Origin of the sequence: Neobacillus sp. 19 (genome assembly GCF_049463095.1) — a bacterium.
Classification (GTDB): domain Bacteria; phylum Bacillota; class Bacilli; order Bacillales; family Cytobacillaceae; genus Neobacillus.
Genome location: NZ_JBMPZU010000050.1, coordinates 84,896 through 103,909, shown reverse-complemented (window position 1 = coordinate 103,909; position 19,014 = coordinate 84,896). Strand labels below are relative to the sequence as shown.

The following is a 19,014-nucleotide window of genomic DNA, read 5'->3' as shown; positions in this document are numbered from 1 at the left end:
AAGCTTCTGCCGCGGCAGAAGCTTTTTTATTATGAAAAGAAATGTCCGATAAAAATACCGACTGCAAGTAAAAATCCAAAAATCGTATTTGTCTGAGCTGTTGCGACCATCGCAGGGGCCATTTTGATTGGAATATTATTTGCAATGAATCCTTTTGTGGCCTTGATGGCTTTGGGAGCACTTAGAATCACAATCGCTGTCCAAAATGGTACGATCCCGCTAATGATTAGCCCTATAACCCAAATGTAAGAAAAGGTAAACATCCCGGCTAATAAATAGATGGCTTTCTTTTTTCCTAACAAAATGGCGACCGTTTTACGGCCATTTTCTTTATCGCCATCTAAATCACGGATATTATTGGATAACATAATCATCCCAACCAATACCATACTTGGAACGGAGACAAGAATACTGGTGTTGGTAATTGTTCCTGTTTGAATATAGAATGAAATTAAAATAATCAGCATCCCCATAAAGAAACCGGAAAAAACTTCACCAAATGGTGTATAGGCAATGGGAAATGGTCCGCCGGTATAAAAATAGCCAACCGCCATACAAACAAGCCCAACCAATGCTAACCACCAGCTGCTATTTGCACATATATAGATGCCTAATAATAAGGCAGCCCCGTAAAAGCCAAAAGCTAAATTGATAACGGTTTTTGGTTGAATTCCATCACGGACGATGGTACCGCCAATTCCAACAGAGTGTTCATTGTCAAGTCCGCGTTTGTAATCAAAGTATTCATTAAACATATTAGTAGCGGCTTGAATTAAAATACTGGCAACAAGCATCGCAGCAAAGAGTCCAAAATGAAATTTCTCGTGTCTAAGAGCTAAAGCCGTACCAAGTAGGACGGGTACGAACGATGCCGTTAGTGTATGTGGACGGGTCATTTGCCACCAAACTTGAAAACCTCGGTTTGATTTAACGGCAGGTTTCGAATGATGCTGTAAATTTGGCTGCATTCTGCTCTCTCCCTTTTTAAATAATTTTCTCTATATAAGATACCAAAATGTTGTCATGTAGGTTTCTTGCCCAACCATAAGTGTATGTAATTCCAGTATTAGTGTCAATTGATTTTTGCTTTCATATCTAGAAGATTATACCTGATTGATTATAATTGACAGGATAGTGGGAAAATGAGAAAGGGAAAAGTCGTTTTCAGCCTAATTGTAACAATTTTGATATATAATAAGGATTGAATCGGTATTGATAGTGACAAGTATTATTGACTTCTTTACAATGGGAGTAGTAACCTAAAAATGTATCAAAATGAATGGATAACAGTCATTTCGGCTGTTTTGGAGGGATTTGTTTGGTTACCATTCAAGAAACGGGAATAAAGGAAAGAGGCTTTTTGGCTGTTAATCGTGCGAAAGATCTAGGCAGGCCTATTTTAATTAGTGAAGTCCATAAAATGGATATGATTAACCCTTTATCCTTTTTTAATGTGGGAAAAGCCCGTTATAGCGGGGAACGTTTTTTCTGGAAAGACCCAACAGGAGAAATTATGCTTATTGGGCTTGGAATTTCAAAACTAATTCAGTCGGATCAGGCTACTGACCGCTTTTTTCATGTTGAAAGAGAGTGGAAGAGCTTTTTAAAGGATAGCTTAATATTTAATCCATATACAAATATGGCTGTTGGACCGCTAATGTTCGGAGGATTTTCCTTTGATCCTTATAAAGAAAAAACCGATCTTTGGTCCAAATATGCTGAATCGTTGTTCCATATTCCCCAATATTTATTAAGCATCATCGATGGTGAAACGTATTTAACAACGAATATCGTCATAACACCCAATGATGATTTGTCTTTATTTAGTAAGATTAGTGAAGAAAGAAATCAACTGCTTCAATCACTAAAACGGAATCACGAAGTAAAGTGTGCTGCATTATTGGAAACTAAGGAAATTTCGTCTGAAAAGTGGAAACAGGCTGTTGATGGTGTTGTGAAGGAGTTAATAAACGGACCCTTAAAGAAAGTTGTCCTCGCACGAGAACTTAGACTTGTTTTTCATGATCAGGTTGAGGCAGATACCGTACTTGAGCATTTGTACACACAGCAGCCTGGAAGCTATATCTTTGCCTTTGAATCAAATGGCGACTGCTTTATTGGGGCATCACCCGAAAGGTTAGTAAAAAAGCAGGGGTCTGAAGTATACTCAACCTGTTTGGCTGGCTCCATTTCACGCGGCAGCAATGAAGCGGAGGACAGAATTCTCGGTCAAACCTTATTAAATGATCAGAAAAACCTGATTGAGCACGGTTTTGTGGTTGAAATGATTAAGGAAGCATTAGAAGAATCCTGTGAAGAGATCATCCTTCCAGATCAACCGCAGTTAATGAAAAATCGGGATATTCAACATCTTTATACGCCAGTGATTGGAAAGTGCCATCAAGATGCATCGTTACTATTATTGGTAGAAAGACTTCATCCGACACCTGCTCTTGGAGGACTGCCTAAAAAAGCAGCAGTTGAAAAGATACGAGAGGTGGAGGAACTGGACCGCGGCTTCTATGGGGCACCGCTTGGCTGGGTTGACTATAAACAGAATGGCGAATTTGCGGTCTCCATTCGCTGCGGTCTCTTGCAGGGCGATGAGGCCTCATTGTTTGCCGGGTGCGGTGTTGTAGCGGATTCAAATTCAGAAAGTGAATATTTGGAAACAGGCTTGAAGTTTACACCAATGCTTCGGGCTCTTGGGGGAAAATAAAATGAATCATCAAGAATCATTAACAGCTTATATTGCGGCTTTTGTTTCAGAACTCGTGTTAACAGGGGTTACTGATGTCGTTGTTAGTCCTGGTTCACGCTCGACTCCGATGGCGATGGTAATGGCTGAACACCCTGAATTAAATATTCATGTTCATGTAGATGAACGCTCAGCTGCCTTTTTTGCTTTAGGTATTGCTAAGGCCATTAACAGGCCTGTTGCCATTCTCTGCACATCCGGCACTGCTGCGGCTAACTACTTTCCAGCGATTGTGGAGGCGCGATATTCACGAGTGCCCTTAATTGTCCTTACGGCAGACAGGCCGCATGAATTAAGGGATGTGGGAGCACCTCAGGCAATTGACCAAATCCATCTATATGGCCATCATGTTAAATGGTTTGCTGAAATGGCTGTACCGGAGAAAAATGATGAGATTATCCGGTACGCCCGGACCATTTGTGCCCGTGCTGCTGCTATTGCGGCGGCAGCTCCTTCGGGTCCGGTTCATTTGAATTTTCCGTTTCGGGAGCCGCTCATTCCAAAATTGGATGAGGTACTTTTCCAGCTTACGGAACGCCCAAAAGGATATGTTCAGGTTCAAAATGGGGAGCTAACCATCAATCCAGAGCAATTTAAAGTTATAGCGGAAAAATTAACCGGCACGGAAAAAGGGATTATTGTCTGTGGAAATATTGCTGACAATCGCTTTGCCGAAGCCGTGACGAAGCTTTCGGATTCATTAAACTATCCGATTTTAGCTGACCCGTTATCACAATTAAGAAGTGGTAAACACAGCAAAAAAAATATCATTGAATCATATGATACATTTTTAAGAAATGAAGATGCTAAAGACTTTCTTAAACCAGATATTGTTTTGCGATTCGGGGCAATGCCAATCTCTAAGGCGTTAACCATTTTCTTAAAGGAAAACCACGCTGCAGAGCAATTTGTCATCGATGGCGGCGGAGGCTGGCGCGATCCTGCTTCATTATCCACAAATATGGTTTTTTGTAATGAGACGACCTTTTGCGAAACGCTGTTAACCTCTATGGACAACAAAGCGCCAACCGACTATTTGGCTGATTGGAAAAAAGTTAACGAGCTCACAAAGAAAAATATGACGGGCATTCACGACATTGCTGAATTAAGTGAAGGCAGGCTGTTTTATCAATTAGCTGATATGCTTCCGGAAGGGTCAACTCTTTTTGTGGGGAATAGCATGCCAATCCGAGACATTGACAGTTTCTTTTTAAATAATAATAAATCGATTAAAGTAATGGCGAATCGAGGCGCTAATGGCATTGACGGTACGGTTTCGACTGCCTTGGGTGCTGCCCTGTATTCAAAGTCCTTATATTTAATACTGGGGGATTTAACTTTCTTCCATGACTTAAATGGCCTTATTGCAGCAAAACTTTATCAGCTTGATATTAAGATTATTCTTGTGAACAATAATGGAGGCGGGATTTTTTCCTTCTTACCGCAAGCGGAGCATCCGAAAAATTTTGAACTCCTATTTGGTACACCTCTAAATCTAGAATTTGAACATGCTGTAAGAATGTTTAACGGATATTTTACAAAAATTACAGATTGGCACCACCTTCATATGGAATTGGAAAAGAGCAATGGCCAAAAAGGTATACATGTTTATGAGATTGCGACAAAAAGAGAGATTAATCTTCATGAACATCGGAATTTTTGGCGCTCTGTTTCCCAGGAAATATCAAATTTTGTCAAAGGTGAGCAGTAATGGACGTTTTCATCGACGGAATTCGTTATCATGTAAAGGTCAGCGGGAACGGATCTCCACCGCTTGTTTTGCTACATGGATTTACCGGCGATGCAGAAACATGGACACCCTTTATTGCAGACTGGAGCCGGCATTCCATGGTAATTGCACCAGACATCATTGGGCACGGGAAATCAGAGTCTCCCGAGAATTTATCACACTACCAAATTGAGTCAGCTGCTGGAGACTTACATGACATGCTTGATGAATTAGGTGTTAGTGAGGTAGATTTGCTTGGCTATTCTATGGGGGGCCGGCTGGCACTCACATTTGCGCTCCTTTTTCCAAACAGGGTGCGAAAGCTGATGCTTGAAAGTGCATCACCGGGACTTGCTACAGAAGCGGAAAGAGAACTTCGCCGTATGAAAGATGCAGAACTTGCAAAGTTTATTAGAGATCAAGGGATTAAGCCGTTTGTTGAGTATTGGGAAGGGATTCCCCTCTTTTCTACGATGAAGCGGCTGCCTGCTAAGATGAATGAATCGATTCGGATGCAGCGGCTTCGTAATTCTTCTATTGGACTAGCAAACAGTTTACTTGGAATGGGAACGGGTTCACAACCTTCCTGGTGGAACCGATTAGATCAACTGGCTTGTGAAGTTTTGCTGATAACAGGTCGTGAGGATAAAAAGTTTTGCGGGATTGCCGAGAGTATACTGCAATCGCTTAAAAAAGGTACTTGGGTTGTCGTTGAAAATAGTGGACATGCAATTCATGTGGAAGAACCAGAAAAGTTTGGTACAATAGTAAGTGACTTTTTGTCAAAAAAAATCTAAAGGAGGATTTCATTGTGACAGTAGAATGGGTTCCAGGACGCAAATATGATGAAATTATTTATGAAACCTATAATGGGATTGCGAAAATCACGATTAACCGCCCACACGTACATAATGCTTTTACACCAAAGACGGTAACAGAAATGTTTGATGCTTTTGCACATGCACGCGATGATTCCAGCATAGGCGTTATTGTGTTAACAGGTGCTGGCGAGAAGGCGTTCTGTTCCGGCGGTGACCAAAGTGTCCGCGGACATGGCGGCTATGTAGGCGAGGATCAAATTCCACGCTTAAATGTCCTTGATTTACAGCGTTTAATCCGTGTGATTCCTAAGCCAGTTATTGCAATGGTAAAAGGTTATGCGATTGGCGGGGGCCACGTACTCCATGTTGTTTGTGATTTAACCATTGCTGCGGATAATGCGGTATTTGGACAAACAGGACCTAAAGTAGGCAGTTTCGATGCGGGTTACGGTTCAGGCTATTTAGCACGAATTATCGGCCATAAAAAAGCCCGTGAAATTTGGTATCTATGCCGTCAGTACAATGCCCAGGAAGCGCTTGATATGGGCTTAGTGAACACCGTTGTTCCTTTAGAGCAAGTTGAAGAAGAAACAATTAAATGGTGTGAGGAAATACTTGAGAAAAGTCCAACGGCTCTTCGCTTTATTAAAGCAGCAATGAATGCTGATACGGATGGATTAGCAGGACTTCAGCAATTTGCAGGTGATGCTACATTGCTTTACTACACAACAGATGAAGCAAAAGAAGGCCGCGATTCCTTTAAAGAAAAGCGCAAGCCGGATTTCGGCCAATTCCCGCGTTTCCCTTGATTAAAAGCTTTCTGCAGCAGCTTGATGGTTTGGTATCCATCAAGCTGTTTTTATATCAATAAGGAGGTGTATTCATGCAAAACGAAACAATGCCCAATTTTTTAAAGAAAAGAGCATTCCTCACTCCTGACCGAACAGCAGTTTTTTTTCAGGACCAAACTTTAACATTTAAAGAGCTATACAATCGATCTCTTAAGACTGCAGGGCAGATCCAGGCAAGCGGTGTGCAAAAAGACCAATTTGTAGGGGTATTATTAAAAAATCACCTTGATACTGTGGTAATTTTATTTGCACTCCAGTTAATTGGGGTTAAAGCGGTTATTTTGAATAGCCGGTTAACAGCAGCTGAGCTGTTGTGGCAATTGAATGACGCAAAAGCAACATTCCTCATTCTTGAGGATGAATTTGCCGAAATGGAATTTGCCCGAATCGCATCAATAAACACCCTTACGAAAAAGTGTCTGTATGAAATAATCCCAGTAAAACCAACTATCAAAGACGAAGTCAGCCTTTCCGACATCTGCACCATCATGTACACCTCAGGCACAACCGGAAACCCAAAAGGTGTAATACAAACATACGGGAACCATTGGTGGAGCTCTGTCGGCTCGGCATTAAATTTAGGCTTTATGGAGAGCGATTGCTGGCTTTGTACGGTACCGTTATTCCATATCAGCGGATTCTCCATTCTCATGCGCAGTGTCATCTACGGCATGCCGATTGTCCTCCATGACCACTTTGATGTAGAGAGAACGATAGAAGATATTCAAACAAAAAAGGTAACAATTATGTCAGTTGTTGGGACCATGTTAACGCGTATCGTTGAAGCATTAAGGGAAAGAAGGCTTGCCAATCATTTTCGCTGTATGCTGCTTGGGGGCGGTCCTGCACCGTTACCATTACTAAAAGCTTGCGTGGATAAAGAAATTCCTGTCTTTCAAACATATGGCATGACAGAATCCTCCTCGCAAATTGTGACACTTTCACCTGAATACAGTCTGACAAAGCTTGGTTCAGCAGGAAAGCCATTGTTTCCGGCTGAGCTAAAAATTGTCCATGACGATGGTCGTGCCGCCACAGCCGGTGAAGCCGGAGAAATTGCTGTCAAGGGGCCAAATGTAACCACAGGCTATTTATATCGACCGGAAGTCACAAATGAAAAAATTCATGATGGCTGGTTATATACGGGGGACATCGGGTATCTGGACGAGGAAGGATTTTTGTATGTGATTGACCGGCGTTCTGACCTGATTATCTCAGGAGGAGAAAACATCTACCCTGCAGAAGTAGAAGCAGTTTTATTAGCCCATCCTGCGGTTGTAGAAGCAGGGGTTACTGGCATTGATGATGCAAAATGGGGGCAGGTACCGGCTGCATTTATTGTTAAAAGAGAAGAAGTCACAGTAGACGAACTTCAACAATTTTGCCTTACTCAACTAGCTAAATACAAGATGCCTAAAGTCTTTTATTTTACCGAAAAGCTGCCAAGGAATGCAGCAAAAAAATTGCTGCGAAGAGAACTGCGGGAGTGGGTGGCTGATCATGAAAATAGCCAAGATTGAACTTTTTGTTATTCAAATGCCATTAAAGGCACCATTTCTAACGCATCTCGGAGCGGTGAATGACCGAGAGGGAATCATCGTTAAGATTACTAACACTGATGGGCTTTCAGGGTATGGTGAAGGTGTGGCCTTCTCTACGCCGTGGTATACCGAAGAAACGGTGATAACTAGTCTACATATGTTAACAGACATTTTAATTCCCTTGCTGCAAAAATCTCCTATTAACAGCCCTGAAGACGCATCGCAGCTTTTCAGTTCGATAAGAAGAAACAATATGGCAAAGGCGGCCCTGGAAACAGCGCTATGGGATTTAGATGCAAAGTCCCAAACTGCCTCACTTTCAAAAACGCTAGGCGGTACACGCACGATGATCGCTTCAGGTGTAGTAGTTGCAACCGATTCAACCAAAAATGCGCTCCAGCAAATCGAACAGTTTCTTGAGGATGGGTATCAACGGATCAAAGTAAAAATTAATCCACAACAGGATTACCACTTTCTCGCAGATATCCGACATCATTATCCAAATCTGCCGATAATGGCAGATGCCAATTCCGCTTATTCGTTAAAGACAATAGACCGGTTAAAAGCTTTAGATGACTTTAACCTGATGATGATTGAGCAGCCGCTGGCACATGACGATATCATCGAACATGCTCTGCTGCAAAAGGAGATCCGTACGCCCGTTTGTTTAGATGAAAGTATCGTCACCTTTGATGATGCAAGGAAAGCAATCGAGTACGGAAGTTGTAAAATCATTAATATAAAAGTGGGGCGGGTTGGCGGACTTTATGAAGCTAAACGAATCCATGATTATTGTTTTGAAAGGGGAATTTCCGTTTGGTGCGGCGGCATGATCGAATTTGGTATTTCACGTGCCCATAATATTGCACTTGCTTCCCTCCCAGGATTCACCATTCCCGGGGATATATCCGCATCGCGTCGTTTCTGGGAGGAAGATATTATTTTTCCCGAAGTAACCGTTAAAAATGGGTTTATTACGGTACCATCCAACCCTGGAATTGGATACGAAATTAATAAAAAAAGGCTGGAAGAGGTCACTTTAACAAAAAAGACTTTTCCGTTTTCACGATAAAAAGAACCAGGCAAGGTGTGCCTGGTTCTGTCATTTATCTATAAATCACTCGCTTCAAAGGTTTGACAATCGGTTTCTTTCGTTGAATCAGCCGTCTGCCCTGTATGGCTGACAACATAGATTTTGTCAGCACTGCATTTGTTTCCGTTCGCCCAATACGTGCAGTTGTTTACTTCACATAATACATCCTTTGCCATTCGTATCACTCCTTAAAGTATCGGTAATACAGTAATAGCATTTGAATTTGAGTATACCTGCATCCCTGAGTCTGACAGGAAACAAATACGGGAAATGGGAAAGGTACCATTAATTATTTAAAGCCGTTTTTAATGTCTCAAGATTTGCTTTCATCAATGAAAAATAGGTTTCTTTATCCTTGATATTGTCTTTAGATAAAATAGCCAGGTTATGAATGGGCAGTGCTCTTGCACCAATTTCCTTTTGGACAACTTTGCCCAGTTTGGATTGGACGTTTTGTTCAAAAAGGATATAGTGTAAGCCGTCATGGTCGGCGATTGAGATGATTTTCTCAAGTTCTTTTTGTGTTGGCTCATTGGTAGTTGAAAGCCCGGAAATACTAATTTGTTCAATCCCGTAACGATGTTCCCAATAACCAAACGCCGCATGGGTCACGATTATTTTTTTATGCTTCGCGTTGGAAATAGTCTGCTCATATTCGCTATTTAATTCATCTAATTCTGTTGCCAGTTTTTGATAATTTTCATTAAAAAGTTCCTTGTTTTGCGGCATTTTTTTGGCTAATGCATCACGAATAACCGCGGCCATATCTTTTGAATAAATCGGGTCAAGCCAGACATGGGGGTTGATATCTCCATGGTTATGGTCATCATGCCCTGCCTCTTCTTTATCAGAATGAGTATCTTTAGGCAAAGCCAATTGATCGGCTGCAGGAACTAATGTAACGGCTTCATTTTTTAAAGTACCTTTTGCTTTTTCAACAAATCCTTCTAGTCCAAGACCGATATAGAAAAATAAGTCTGAATCGGCCAAATTCATCATATCCTTTTGCGATGGTTCGAATGTGTGTTCATCTGCTCCGGGAGGATAGATCGTTTTTACATCTACATATTTACCGCCAATTCGTTCAGTAAAATATTGAAGTGGGAATACGGTTGTATAGATGGTTAATTGATTCTTGTTTTTGGCTGTCTGCTCCTTTTTAGTTGAACAAGCGGATAAAATAAGGATTAATGGTAATAAAAAAGAAAGGAAAAGGGTAATTTTTTTCATAAAGACTCCTTAATAATATATTAAATCGGATTAATTACGATTTATATTCGAAAAATTTTTAGCATTCAGAAAAGATATTTGCAGGTAATACGGAACGATTCCGATTTCCATTTGTATCTTACAAAAAAAATAGGCTAAATGCAAGTATAATATTTGTTTCAAACAAGGAATATTATGTATTCTTATATAGAAAGGCGGGATTTTAATGACAATATTGAATGAGATTTTAGACTACAATCATAAGTTTGTAGAAGATCACGAGTATGAGAAGTATGAAACAACGAAGTTCCCGAATAAGAAGATGGTCATCCTAACTTGTATGGATACCCGTTTGCTGGAGTTACTGCCAAAAGCGTTAAACTTGGGAAATGGGGATGCCAAAATCATTAAAGATGCCGGCGCACTGGTTTCGCATCCTTTTGGAAGTGTGATGAGAAGTATTTTAGTTGCAGTATATCAGTTAAAGGCGCAGGAAGTTTTGGTAGTCGGTCACCATGATTGCGGCATGAGCGGCATGAAACCTGAACCTGTGATTGAGAGCATGAAGGACCGTGGAATATCTGACGAAACGTTTGAAACACTTTCCTATTCCGGCATTGACATTAAACAATGGCTTCAAGGGTTTGAAAATGTGAGTGAAAGTGTCGCTCACAGTGTTGATGTCATTAAACATCATCCATTATTGCCAAGTGGTGTTCCAGTTCATGGTTTGGTTATTGATCCTAAAACAGGTAAGCTGGACCTTGTCGTAGATGGATACAAAAATTAATGTTTCTTTTTTTCAGGGACAGGATCCATTCCGCCTGGATGAAAAGGATGACATTTTAAAATTCGTTTGATAGTGAGCCAGCCGCCTTTAAGAGCGCCAAAACGCTGTATGGCCTCTATGCCATAATGTGAACAGGTTGGATAAAATCGACATGTTGGCGGTTTTAAAGGTGAGATGGCAACTTGATAAAACCGAATAATCGCCAGTAAAGTTTTTTTTAGCATAATATCGCTCTCCTTACATACAACATACCATAAATTCTAATTGCCGTCTAAATTGTTAAATGTAACTAAGTGAATGAAAAAAGTCGGGATTTATTGTATGATTATTGATAGATATAAAAAGGAGTGATATACATGCCTTCAGTAGAAAGCTTTGATTTAGATCATAATGCCGTGAAAGCCCCCTATGTCAGACATTGTGGTGTCCATAAGGTAGGGAGTGACGGTATTGTCAATAAATATGATATCCGCTTTTGCCAGCCAAATAAACAGGCAATGAAACCAGATGCGATTCATACACTTGAACATTTGTTAGCCTTCAATATCCGCGAGCATTCGGAAAAATATGACCACTTTGACATTATTGATATTTCGCCGATGGGCTGCCAAACTGGCTACTATCTTGTAGTAAGCGGAGAACCAACCGTCGAGGAAATTATTGACCTTCTTGAAGATACAATGAAGGACGCAGTTGAGATCATTGATATTCCTGCAGCGAATGAAAGACAATGCGGCCAAGCAAAATTGCATGACCTAGAAGGCGCCAAGCGCTTAATGCGTTTCTGGCTGGAACATAGCAAGGAAGAATTAAAACAGGTTTTCGCTTAATTAAAAAAATTCCTATTCTAGCTAGAATAGGAATTTTTTTATGCCTTCTTTTGGTCTTGGACAGATTCGTTAATCTCTTGATCTAAATATGGATTATTTTCTAATGCATCCACACTATGTTTATAATCATATGCCTTTGAAGTGGTAATGACCGCTAGAAGCAAGACAATAATAACAATAATAATACTGACTACCATTACTGTATACAAATCTCTCTTCCCCCTTTACCAACATTGTACCATTAAACGGCTTGCTGTTGATAAGAAAAAGAAAAAAGGAAGCAGTTCTGCTCCCTTTTGTTTGGTGTTATGTAAATTCAATGAATATTTCTAGGATAAAAAGTATGTGCTCGATGCTGTCCGTACTCTTCTTGGGCAAATTTCCCTTTTAGGCTTTCAATTAGGTAAAGGCCCATCAAATCATATAGTTCCTGTTTATCCATATCCTGAATTAATGCAAGAAGATCTTCATGGGACATCTCTTCCAAAAAGGCAAATGTCAGCATATCAATATCCTCTTCATCACCAGTTAATTTGTTTCGATACATTTCATATAATTCATCGACTATTTTCATTACAACACCTCCGTTAAAATCATTGTATATCTTATTGAATACCCATAAAAGCTTGAAATCATCCCTGCCTTTCTATGAATGAATTAACTGAAAAATCTGTTTTCTTGATTGTATGTTTATTATATCGCATTCATTTCTAAAAAATGAGTCGAAATTTGAAGCAGAATAAATTTTATCTATTTGTACATTACTAAAATAAGAAAAGCGCAAGCGCCCTGGTCAGCGGCGTATGGCCTGGAGCCCTCCAACTGAGATAAAGGAAACACGATGAGCCGGAGGCGAATCGATGTTGACTTATCGTAGGGCGGAGAGCGAAGGACATTAGCCGCTAGGGCGCTGGAGCTGGACATTTCTCAAAGTCGAAATTATATACTTTACTATCTTTAGTAAAAGGGGATGATGCAATGGATGAACAGAAGAAAACCTATTATATTGATGTTGGAACCGGTCATATCACAAGGAGTGCCACAAGTTCCACTTGGAGCTATAAAATTCAAGCATCTGATCAAGAAATTACCGAGCTTCGCGAGCTGTTTAACCAAAACTATTCAACAGAGTGGAAGAATTTTTTTCGGGCCCATGTTCCATATGTGCAATACCATTATGACCGGGAAAATGATGCCTACGACAGTACCATCCAACAAGTGTATGGCATGCTGCATAAATTAGGTGATGATGAAGCAAAAAGCCATATTGAAAGTATGAATATCCTGCCGAAATAATTGTCTTTAGGAAAATCTGCTCTTTTAGGATTTTCCTTTTTTTCATTTTACTATATCATTAAAGTAAAATATTGAGGCGGTTTTCCATGAAACAATTTTTAGATCGTAATGGGAATAGGGTTGAACTTTCTTTTTCACTGAATGCATTTGAAGAACCGGCAAAGCATGTGCTTATTATTTGCCAATATCAGGGATGCTGGTTTTTAACGAATCATAAACTACGTGGTTTTGAATTTCCCGGTGGTAAAGTGGAAGCAGGGGAAACACTTGAAGAAGCAGCAAGACGTGAGACATATGAAGAAACAGGGTCTATTCTTGGCAAGCTCATATTTATAGGTGAGTATAAGGTTACGGACGAATTAAATTCTTTTGTAAAAGCTGTTTTTTGGGCTGAAGTTGAACGAGTCGAGAAAACCGTTTCGTACTTTGAAACAAATGGCCCTGTTGCGATTACGGGTGATCTTTTGCAGCGCCGCTTTGAGGATAACTTTAGCTTTATTATGCAGGATGAAGTCGTTGCTGAATGTCTGAAACAGATCCAGCGGCTCCAACTCAAAAAGGAATAGTTGCAGTCACTATTCCTTTATGAGTTTTTTCTCCAGAAGTTCAACCAGCTGATACATAATTGTCGCAATAACTGCGATTACTAACAGTGATAAGAACACGAGGGTAAAATTAAATACTTGGAATCCGTAAATAATCATGTATCCGAGTCCGCGTGAGGATACGAGGAATTCCCCAACAATGACGCCGACCCAAGATAAACCGACATTAACTTTTAACGTCGAGATGATAGTTGGAAAACTTGCCGGCAGAATTGCTTCTTTAAAGCATTGAAAACGCGATGCCCCAAATGTTCGCAGTACCTTTAAATAATTGGGATCGACCTCTTTAAATGAGGTATACACGACAATGGTGGTAATAATGACCGAAATAATCGCACCCATGGCAATAATCGATGGATACCCTGGACTTAAAGCGACAATCAAAATTGGTCCAAGTGCCACTTTCGGCATCGCATTTAAGACAACAAGATAGGGATCAAGAATTTTTTGCACAAACGGCGACCACCAGAGAATCGCGGCCAAAATGGTGCCAAGCAAGGTACCAAGAATAAAGCCGACAATGGTTTCGGTTAGGGTCACACCTGTATGTGTAATCAATGAACCATCTTGAATTTTATCTAAAAATAACTGCCAAATTTTAGATGGCGAACTGAAAATCAATGGGTCGATCCATTGCTTTTGGCTTGCCAGTTCCCAACTGGAGAAAAAGGCGATAAAGATGACAGCCTGATAAAAACGAACCCATCTTCGTTCCAATTTTAACGAATGAATGTAATTTTTATGAAGGAGTTCAAGCCTTTTCTTTTCCAGGTTCAAGTGACTCCAGCTCCTTCCATATCGTTTGAAAGATGCTAGAGTACATTTCATGATTTCTAGCTTCAAACGGTGATATCCTTTTTAGTTCATCCGGAATTTCAAAGATTTTATGGATTTTGCCCGGACTGGGGGAAAGTAAAAAGACGCGGTCACTCATGGCAATGGACTCACCGATATCATGGGTCACAAGAATCGCTGTTTTGCCAAATTCATCTAATGTTTTTGAAACTAAATCCTCTAGTTTCAGCTTTGTTTGGTAATCGAGAGCAGAGAAGGGTTCATCTAGCATTAGTAATTTTGGTTCGGTAGCTAATGTTCTTACGAGAGCTACCCGTTGCCGCATTCCGCCTGACAATTGCTTAGGCAGTTGTTTTTCCAGCCCGCCAAGGCCAATTTGATCCAAAAGGTTTAATGCGGCTGATTTATTTTTTTCATTTAGCTGCTTTGATAATTTCAAGCCCATTAGAATATTTTCTTCAATCGTTTTCCAAGGAAACAAATAATCCTGCTGCAACATATAGCCAATTTGATTTTTTGCTGTCGATACTGGTTTGTTTTCTAAAAGAATAGTACCTTGGGTTGGTTTGAGTAAACTAGAAATGATTGAAAGCAATGTTGTCTTTCCACAGCCACTTGGGCCGAGGAGAGAGACAAATTCCCCTTCCTCAACCGTCAGTGTAATATCGGAGAGGGCCGTGGTGGCAGAGGCTTTGGTGAAATAGGTATGATGTACATCCTGAACTTGTAAAAAGCTCATGTAAACGGCCACCCTTTCCTTTTATTTTTTAATAACTTTTTCAGCTACTTCAGTGTTTACAAGGGTTTTATGATCGACTTCTTTCGGAAGCTCTCCCGCTTCCTTCATGATATTTTGCAGATTGTTCCACTCTTCCTCATCTAAAATCGGGTCTGTTGCAAACGAACCTTGACTTTTATAGCGCTCAACAACGGTTTTCATGATTTCGGGATCTGTATCAGGGAAGTATGGTTCAACTGCTTTGGCAATTTCTTCGGCACTATGAGATTCCACCCACTTTTGCGCTTTATAAACGGCTCTTGTGAATTTTTCAATCGTTGCTTTATTTTCTTTCATAAAGCTTTCTTTCGCCATGAACGTTGTATATGGAACATGGCCGGATTCTTTCCCAAATGAGGCAACAATATGGCCCTTTCCTTCTTTTTCAAAAATACTTGCTGTTGGTTCAAACAATTGCACGAATTCTCCCGTTCCGGAGGCAAAAGCGTTTGCGATATTTGCAAAATCAATATTTTGAATTAGATTCAAGTCTTGGTGCGGATCAATGCCATGCTTCTTTAGAACGAATTCACCGACCATTTGCGGCATGCCGCCTTTCCGCTGGCCTAAGAATGTTTTTCCTCTTAATAGATCCCATGAAAAGTTATCGATTTTATCCCGAGCAACAAGGAAGGTGCCGTCTGTTTGTGTCAATTGCGCAAAATTGATGACCGGGTCATTAGCCCCTTGGGCGTAAACATAAATCGATGTTTCCGAACCCACTAAGGCAACATCCGCTCCTCCTGAAATAAGAGCCGTCATCGTTTTGTCACCGCCGGGGGTTGTTGTTAAGGTAACGTCTAAACCTTCCTCCTTAAAAAAGCCTTTTGCTAAGGCAACATACTGGGGGGCATAGAAAATGGACCGGGTCACTTCTGCAATTCTCACCTTTTCCAATTTCTTTGTCTCTGATTTGGTATCATTATTACAAGCGGCCAATGAAATCATAAGAATAGCAATGAGAAGAAAGGAGAAACTGAACTTTAACGATTTTTTCATAAAATAAACCTCCTTAAATACCATTAAAATCTGGGCTAATTGCCTAAGATATCGTATGAAAAGGGGAGGAATGTGTGAATGCCCAGTTACAAAAATTATTAAAAGGAAAGATTGCAATGAATATGAATAATGGAAAGATCCTTGAATATACACGCTTTCCTTCACCAAACCCTAGAGTTGAATTAACGGTCATTACTTACCTTTCGAATGGATTAAGGGTGAAAGGGATGCTTGCGGCACCTTTAGGTAATGAACCGCTGGATGGATTTCTCTATTTACGCGGCGGAATTAAAAATGTTGGAAAAGTCCGTCCTGCCCGGATTGCCCAATTTGCTGCCGAGGGATTTATCGTGTTTGCCCCCTTTTATCGGGGAAATCAAGGGGGGGAGGGAAATGAGGATTTTGCCGGTGAGGACAGGGAGGATGCTTTTTCTGCTTATTTGCTGTTAAAATCACTCGCAAGGGTTCGTGATATCCATATATTTGGCTTTTCACGCGGCGGGGTAATGGCATTGATGACTGCGATTCAATTTCCAGAAACAGCATCCGTTGTCACCTGGGGCGGTGTAAGTGATATGGTCCTAACCTATCGGGAGCGTAAAGATTTACGGAGAATGATGAAACGGGTCATTGGCGGCACCCCTGAGAAATTTCCCGAAAGATATCGGGAGCGGACACCTTTATTTGAAATGGAAAAACTGGTCCCCCCTGTGCTGATTATTCACGGTGTCAAGGATCATAATGTATCCGTTGAGCATGGGTACCGTCTTGAAAGTAGACTGAGATCATTGGAAAAACCAGTTGAATGCTGGTACTTTGAAGAGTATACTCACTATTTTCCGCCTGTAGTAAATCGAAAAGTTGTGGAGGATTTATCAAAGTGGATGAAAAATCAAAGCAAAAGATGGTAATATATAGTTAATACAAGCAGAGGAGCGGATTGGTTATGGGAATGCCCCTTGAGTTAAATACGATGATCGTGACAAAAGGCAGGGAAAAGAGAGTAGAAGAAAATCTTTTTGTGCTCATTAAGGAAGGTTACAGACTTTATCCGATTGAGATTCCCATTGAAGTAAGGAAAACCATCGACAGTGAATCAAGTGGAACCGGAGTAATCAAAAAAGTAGAATGGGAAAACAGCACTACGACAATAACCTATCAATTAATTTCATTATATTCACCGAATTAAGCAGGCTGGGTTTCACAGCCTGTTTTTCTATTGACTAAGATTAAAGTGATTTCATAAAGCCCATAGTCAGAAAAAGAGTCGTTAGACTGTAGATAATGTGTAAGAAATATTATTTACAAACGTCTTAATTAGTAAGTTCAAATTTTTTTATCGATTTGGGAAGGGGGGGATCTAGTTGGAACGGGGGCATCAGATAGAGAAATGGTTTATTCAATTTGAGAAGGATGTGACCAATTATCTCGTTTATTATACCGGCACTGCGGATGTCGAGGATTTAGTTCAGGAAACCTTTTTACGGGCATTTCGAGCGTTCGAACGATTTAAAAATGAATCGAGTCCAAAGACATGGCTAATTTCGATTGCAAGAAACACTGCAATTGATTTTTATAGAAAAAAATCAGTATGGCAGCGAGTGAAGGAGCGTCTGGACCGAGAATCACCAAATCTTCACGAACCGCAAACGGAAGAGAAATTAATAAGGAAAATGGAATATGCACAACTTTACGAAGCAATTAACGAGCTGAAACCAAATTACCGGGATGTGATTTTATTAAGGGGGATTGCCGAGCTTACCTCACAAGAAACAGGGCAGGTTCTTGGCTGGACAGAAAATAAAGTGAATGTGACCTTTTTTCGGGCAGTAAAAAAACTAAATGAGCGGTTAAAGGAGGGAGAGTATTTTGAGTCATTTATCGGATAAAGAATTGCTCCAATTGTTATCGGATTTTCCAAAGTATGAATTAACCACTGTTCAGAGAACGGAAATGTTAAAAAAAATGACTGAGATCGGCAATCAGAGGGAAGAAGCGAACGATTCATTTTCAAAAAATCGGTGCCCTTGCCGCGGCACTGGCGTTCATTCTAATTGCCCCTATCCTTTATTTTATAAACACCGAGGAACAATTACCAAGGACTGGATCCACGAATATTGCAACACAGGAAGCCGACTATTTTGCCTTAAGGGATGACAACGGAAAACCGCTTTATGGAGAAAGTAACTACGGCATTCCAAATAAGGTCAGTTTACTCGCACCAAAGGAATGGGTTGCGCAAGACTACCGCTCTGTCAGCAAAATCATGGTCTTTTTGTGGGGGAAAGATTTTGATTTAAGTCAAACACTAAATATTGATGCCGTAAATGTTAAAACAGGAGAAACGCAGCATCTTGATAAAACATCATTGTCTAGCGGGTTATACGGTGCCGATGCCCATGCACTTACCAATTTTGCAACCTTGGATCAACCAGGATTCTGGAACTTGGAATTTACTTTATACAACACTAAAGGGGAAAAGAAAAATGCAGGTGAATTTACTATATATGTGAAGGAGCCCTATATTACAATTGGGAATTCCACATTAATGATATCGCAAGAAGATTTATATGCTGGTTTTTATGAGGAAACCGATATTGAGATAGAGGGAGATGACCTTCCTCAGGAGATAGAATTAGAGATATTCAGCCTGGAGACAGGGGAGACATCCACCTTTACATTTAAAGATAAAACAGACTATACAAAGACAGATGGTAAAAATATTTCAACGTACAAGGGAGATTTTCAACTGAAAAAGAGCGGCAAATATCGTTTCACTGTTTTACAACAGTCGCAGACGGTAGAAGTAAGAAAGCCCATATCCAATTGATATGGGCTTTCTACTTAGAGAATTGTCCGGCTCCAGCACCCTAGCGGCTAATGTCTTTCGCTCCGCTGACCAGGATGCTTTCGCTTTTC

At 40.4% G+C, this 19,014-nt stretch carries 24 protein-coding genes; 15 read left to right on the top strand and 9 right to left on the bottom strand.

Annotated elements, in window-relative coordinates; all coding sequences use genetic code 11:
• Positions 1-29: 29 nt before the first annotated feature.
• Positions 30-968, bottom strand: coding sequence for a 1,4-dihydroxy-2-naphthoate polyprenyltransferase (locus ACO1D1_RS15620; protein WP_423336429.1), 939 nt, complete (start codon positions 966-968; stop codon positions 30-32).
• A gap of 350 nt (positions 969-1,318) precedes the next feature.
• Between ACO1D1_RS15620 and ACO1D1_RS15615 the strand changes: the two genes are divergently transcribed.
• The 6 genes from ACO1D1_RS15615 (at position 1,319) to menC (ending at position 8,772) form a co-directional block, all read left to right on the top strand.
• A complete protein-coding gene (locus ACO1D1_RS15615; RefSeq protein ID WP_423336428.1) occupies positions 1,319-2,719 on the top strand; it encodes an isochorismate synthase in 1,401 nt (466 codons plus the stop codon).
• 1 nt (position 2,720) lies between these two features.
• Positions 2,721-4,469: a 2-succinyl-5-enolpyruvyl-6-hydroxy-3-cyclohexene-1-carboxylic-acid synthase gene (gene menD, locus ACO1D1_RS15610; RefSeq protein ID WP_149871345.1), complete on the top strand. Its 1,749-nt coding sequence runs from the start codon at positions 2,721-2,723 to the stop codon at positions 4,467-4,469.
• Complete coding sequence (menH, locus tag ACO1D1_RS15605) at positions 4,469-5,284, top strand: 2-succinyl-6-hydroxy-2,4-cyclohexadiene-1-carboxylate synthase (protein WP_423336427.1); 816 nt, start codon at positions 4,469-4,471, stop codon at positions 5,282-5,284. The genes menD and menH overlap by 1 nt, the downstream gene beginning before the upstream one ends.
• 14 nt (positions 5,285-5,298) lie before the next feature.
• Entirely contained in the window at positions 5,299-6,117 is an 819-nt protein-coding gene (gene menB, locus ACO1D1_RS15600) for a 1,4-dihydroxy-2-naphthoyl-CoA synthase (RefSeq protein WP_423336426.1), read from the top strand.
• Between the two features lie 74 nt (positions 6,118-6,191).
• Positions 6,192-7,679 (top strand): o-succinylbenzoate--CoA ligase, encoded by a 1,488-nt coding sequence (locus ACO1D1_RS15595; protein ID WP_423336425.1) that lies wholly within the window; start codon positions 6,192-6,194, stop codon positions 7,677-7,679.
• A complete protein-coding gene (gene menC, locus ACO1D1_RS15590) occupies positions 7,660-8,772 on the top strand; it encodes an o-succinylbenzoate synthase (RefSeq protein ID WP_149871341.1) in 1,113 nt (370 codons plus the stop codon). The genes ACO1D1_RS15595 and menC overlap by 20 nt, the downstream gene beginning before the upstream one ends.
• Before the next feature lie 38 nt (positions 8,773-8,810).
• Here the strand turns inward: menC and ACO1D1_RS15585 are convergent, their stop codons facing one another.
• Both ACO1D1_RS15585 and ACO1D1_RS15580 read right to left on the bottom strand, forming a co-directional pair.
• Positions 8,811-8,969, bottom strand: coding sequence for a DUF1540 domain-containing protein (locus tag ACO1D1_RS15585; RefSeq protein WP_149871340.1), 159 nt, complete (start codon positions 8,967-8,969; stop codon positions 8,811-8,813).
• Positions 8,970-9,078: 109 nt separating this feature from the next.
• Positions 9,079-10,023: a metal ABC transporter substrate-binding protein gene (locus tag ACO1D1_RS15580; RefSeq protein ID WP_423336424.1), complete on the bottom strand. Its 945-nt coding sequence runs from the start codon at positions 10,021-10,023 to the stop codon at positions 9,079-9,081.
• Between the two features lie 205 nt (positions 10,024-10,228).
• On the opposite strand from ACO1D1_RS15580, the gene ACO1D1_RS15575 reads away from it, so the two are divergent.
• A complete protein-coding gene (locus ACO1D1_RS15575; protein ID WP_423336423.1) occupies positions 10,229-10,792 on the top strand; it encodes a beta-class carbonic anhydrase in 564 nt (187 codons plus the stop codon).
• On the opposite strand, the gene yidD is transcribed toward ACO1D1_RS15575, so the two are convergent.
• Positions 10,789-11,016, bottom strand: a complete 228-nt coding sequence (gene yidD / locus ACO1D1_RS15570; RefSeq protein WP_423336422.1) for a membrane protein insertion efficiency factor YidD — start codon at positions 11,014-11,016, stop codon at positions 10,789-10,791. The genes ACO1D1_RS15575 and yidD overlap by 4 nt on opposite strands.
• Positions 11,017-11,148: 132 nt before the next feature.
• Between yidD and ACO1D1_RS15565 the strand changes: the two genes are divergently transcribed.
• Complete coding sequence (locus ACO1D1_RS15565; RefSeq protein WP_423336421.1) at positions 11,149-11,622, top strand: S-ribosylhomocysteine lyase; 474 nt, start codon at positions 11,149-11,151, stop codon at positions 11,620-11,622.
• A gap of 38 nt (positions 11,623-11,660) precedes the next feature.
• On the opposite strand, the gene ytzI is transcribed toward ACO1D1_RS15565, so the two are convergent.
• The gene (gene ytzI, locus ACO1D1_RS15560; RefSeq protein WP_423336420.1) at positions 11,661-11,831 is read right to left on the bottom strand and encodes a YtzI protein; all 171 of its coding nucleotides are present in this window, start codon (positions 11,829-11,831) and stop codon (positions 11,661-11,663) included.
• A 107-nt stretch (positions 11,832-11,938) separates the two neighbouring features.
• A complete protein-coding gene (locus tag ACO1D1_RS15555) occupies positions 11,939-12,196 on the bottom strand; it encodes a DUF6154 family protein (RefSeq protein ID WP_423336419.1) in 258 nt (85 codons plus the stop codon).
• A 404-nt stretch (positions 12,197-12,600) separates the two neighbouring features.
• Between ACO1D1_RS15555 and ACO1D1_RS15550 the strand changes: the two genes are divergently transcribed.
• Entirely contained in the window at positions 12,601-12,918 is a 318-nt protein-coding gene (locus ACO1D1_RS15550; RefSeq protein ID WP_423336418.1) for a hydrolase, read from the top strand.
• Positions 12,919-13,004: 86 nt separating this feature from the next.
• Entirely contained in the window at positions 13,005-13,484 is a 480-nt protein-coding gene (gene ytkD / locus ACO1D1_RS15545; protein WP_423336417.1) for an RNA deprotection pyrophosphohydrolase, read from the top strand.
• A gap of 9 nt (positions 13,485-13,493) precedes the next feature.
• On the opposite strand, the gene ACO1D1_RS15540 is transcribed toward ytkD, so the two are convergent.
• Genes ACO1D1_RS15540 through ACO1D1_RS15530 form a run of 3 tightly spaced genes read right to left on the bottom strand, consistent with a single transcriptional unit; the run spans position 13,494 to position 16,095 of the window.
• A complete protein-coding gene (locus tag ACO1D1_RS15540; protein ID WP_423336416.1) occupies positions 13,494-14,300 on the bottom strand; it encodes an ABC transporter permease in 807 nt (268 codons plus the stop codon).
• On the bottom strand, positions 14,275-15,057 hold the full coding sequence (locus ACO1D1_RS15535; RefSeq protein WP_423336415.1) for an ABC transporter ATP-binding protein: 783 nt from the start codon (positions 15,055-15,057) through the stop codon (positions 14,275-14,277). Before ACO1D1_RS15535 ends, ACO1D1_RS15540 begins: the two co-directional genes overlap by 26 nt.
• 21 nt (positions 15,058-15,078) lie before the next feature.
• Positions 15,079-16,095, bottom strand: a complete 1,017-nt coding sequence (locus ACO1D1_RS15530; protein WP_423336414.1) for an ABC transporter substrate-binding protein — start codon at positions 16,093-16,095, stop codon at positions 15,079-15,081.
• Between the two features lie 116 nt (positions 16,096-16,211).
• On the opposite strand from ACO1D1_RS15530, the gene ACO1D1_RS15525 reads away from it, so the two are divergent.
• The 5 genes from ACO1D1_RS15525 (at position 16,212) to ACO1D1_RS15505 (ending at position 18,925) form a co-directional block, all read left to right on the top strand.
• Entirely contained in the window at positions 16,212-17,006 is a 795-nt protein-coding gene (locus ACO1D1_RS15525) for an alpha/beta hydrolase family protein (protein ID WP_423336452.1), read from the top strand.
• A gap of 35 nt (positions 17,007-17,041) precedes the next feature.
• Complete coding sequence (locus ACO1D1_RS15520; RefSeq protein WP_423336413.1) at positions 17,042-17,284, top strand: DUF2584 domain-containing protein; 243 nt, start codon at positions 17,042-17,044, stop codon at positions 17,282-17,284.
• Between the two features lie 175 nt (positions 17,285-17,459).
• On the top strand, positions 17,460-17,984 hold the full coding sequence (locus ACO1D1_RS15515) for an RNA polymerase sigma factor (protein ID WP_423336412.1): 525 nt from the start codon (positions 17,460-17,462) through the stop codon (positions 17,982-17,984).
• Complete coding sequence (locus ACO1D1_RS15510) at positions 17,965-18,252, top strand: hypothetical protein (RefSeq protein WP_423336411.1); 288 nt, start codon at positions 17,965-17,967, stop codon at positions 18,250-18,252. Before ACO1D1_RS15515 ends, ACO1D1_RS15510 begins: the two co-directional genes overlap by 20 nt.
• A gap of 109 nt (positions 18,253-18,361) precedes the next feature.
• Positions 18,362-18,925: a hypothetical protein gene (locus ACO1D1_RS15505; RefSeq protein ID WP_423336410.1), complete on the top strand. Its 564-nt coding sequence runs from the start codon at positions 18,362-18,364 to the stop codon at positions 18,923-18,925.
• The last annotated feature ends 89 nt before the right edge of the window (positions 18,926-19,014 follow it).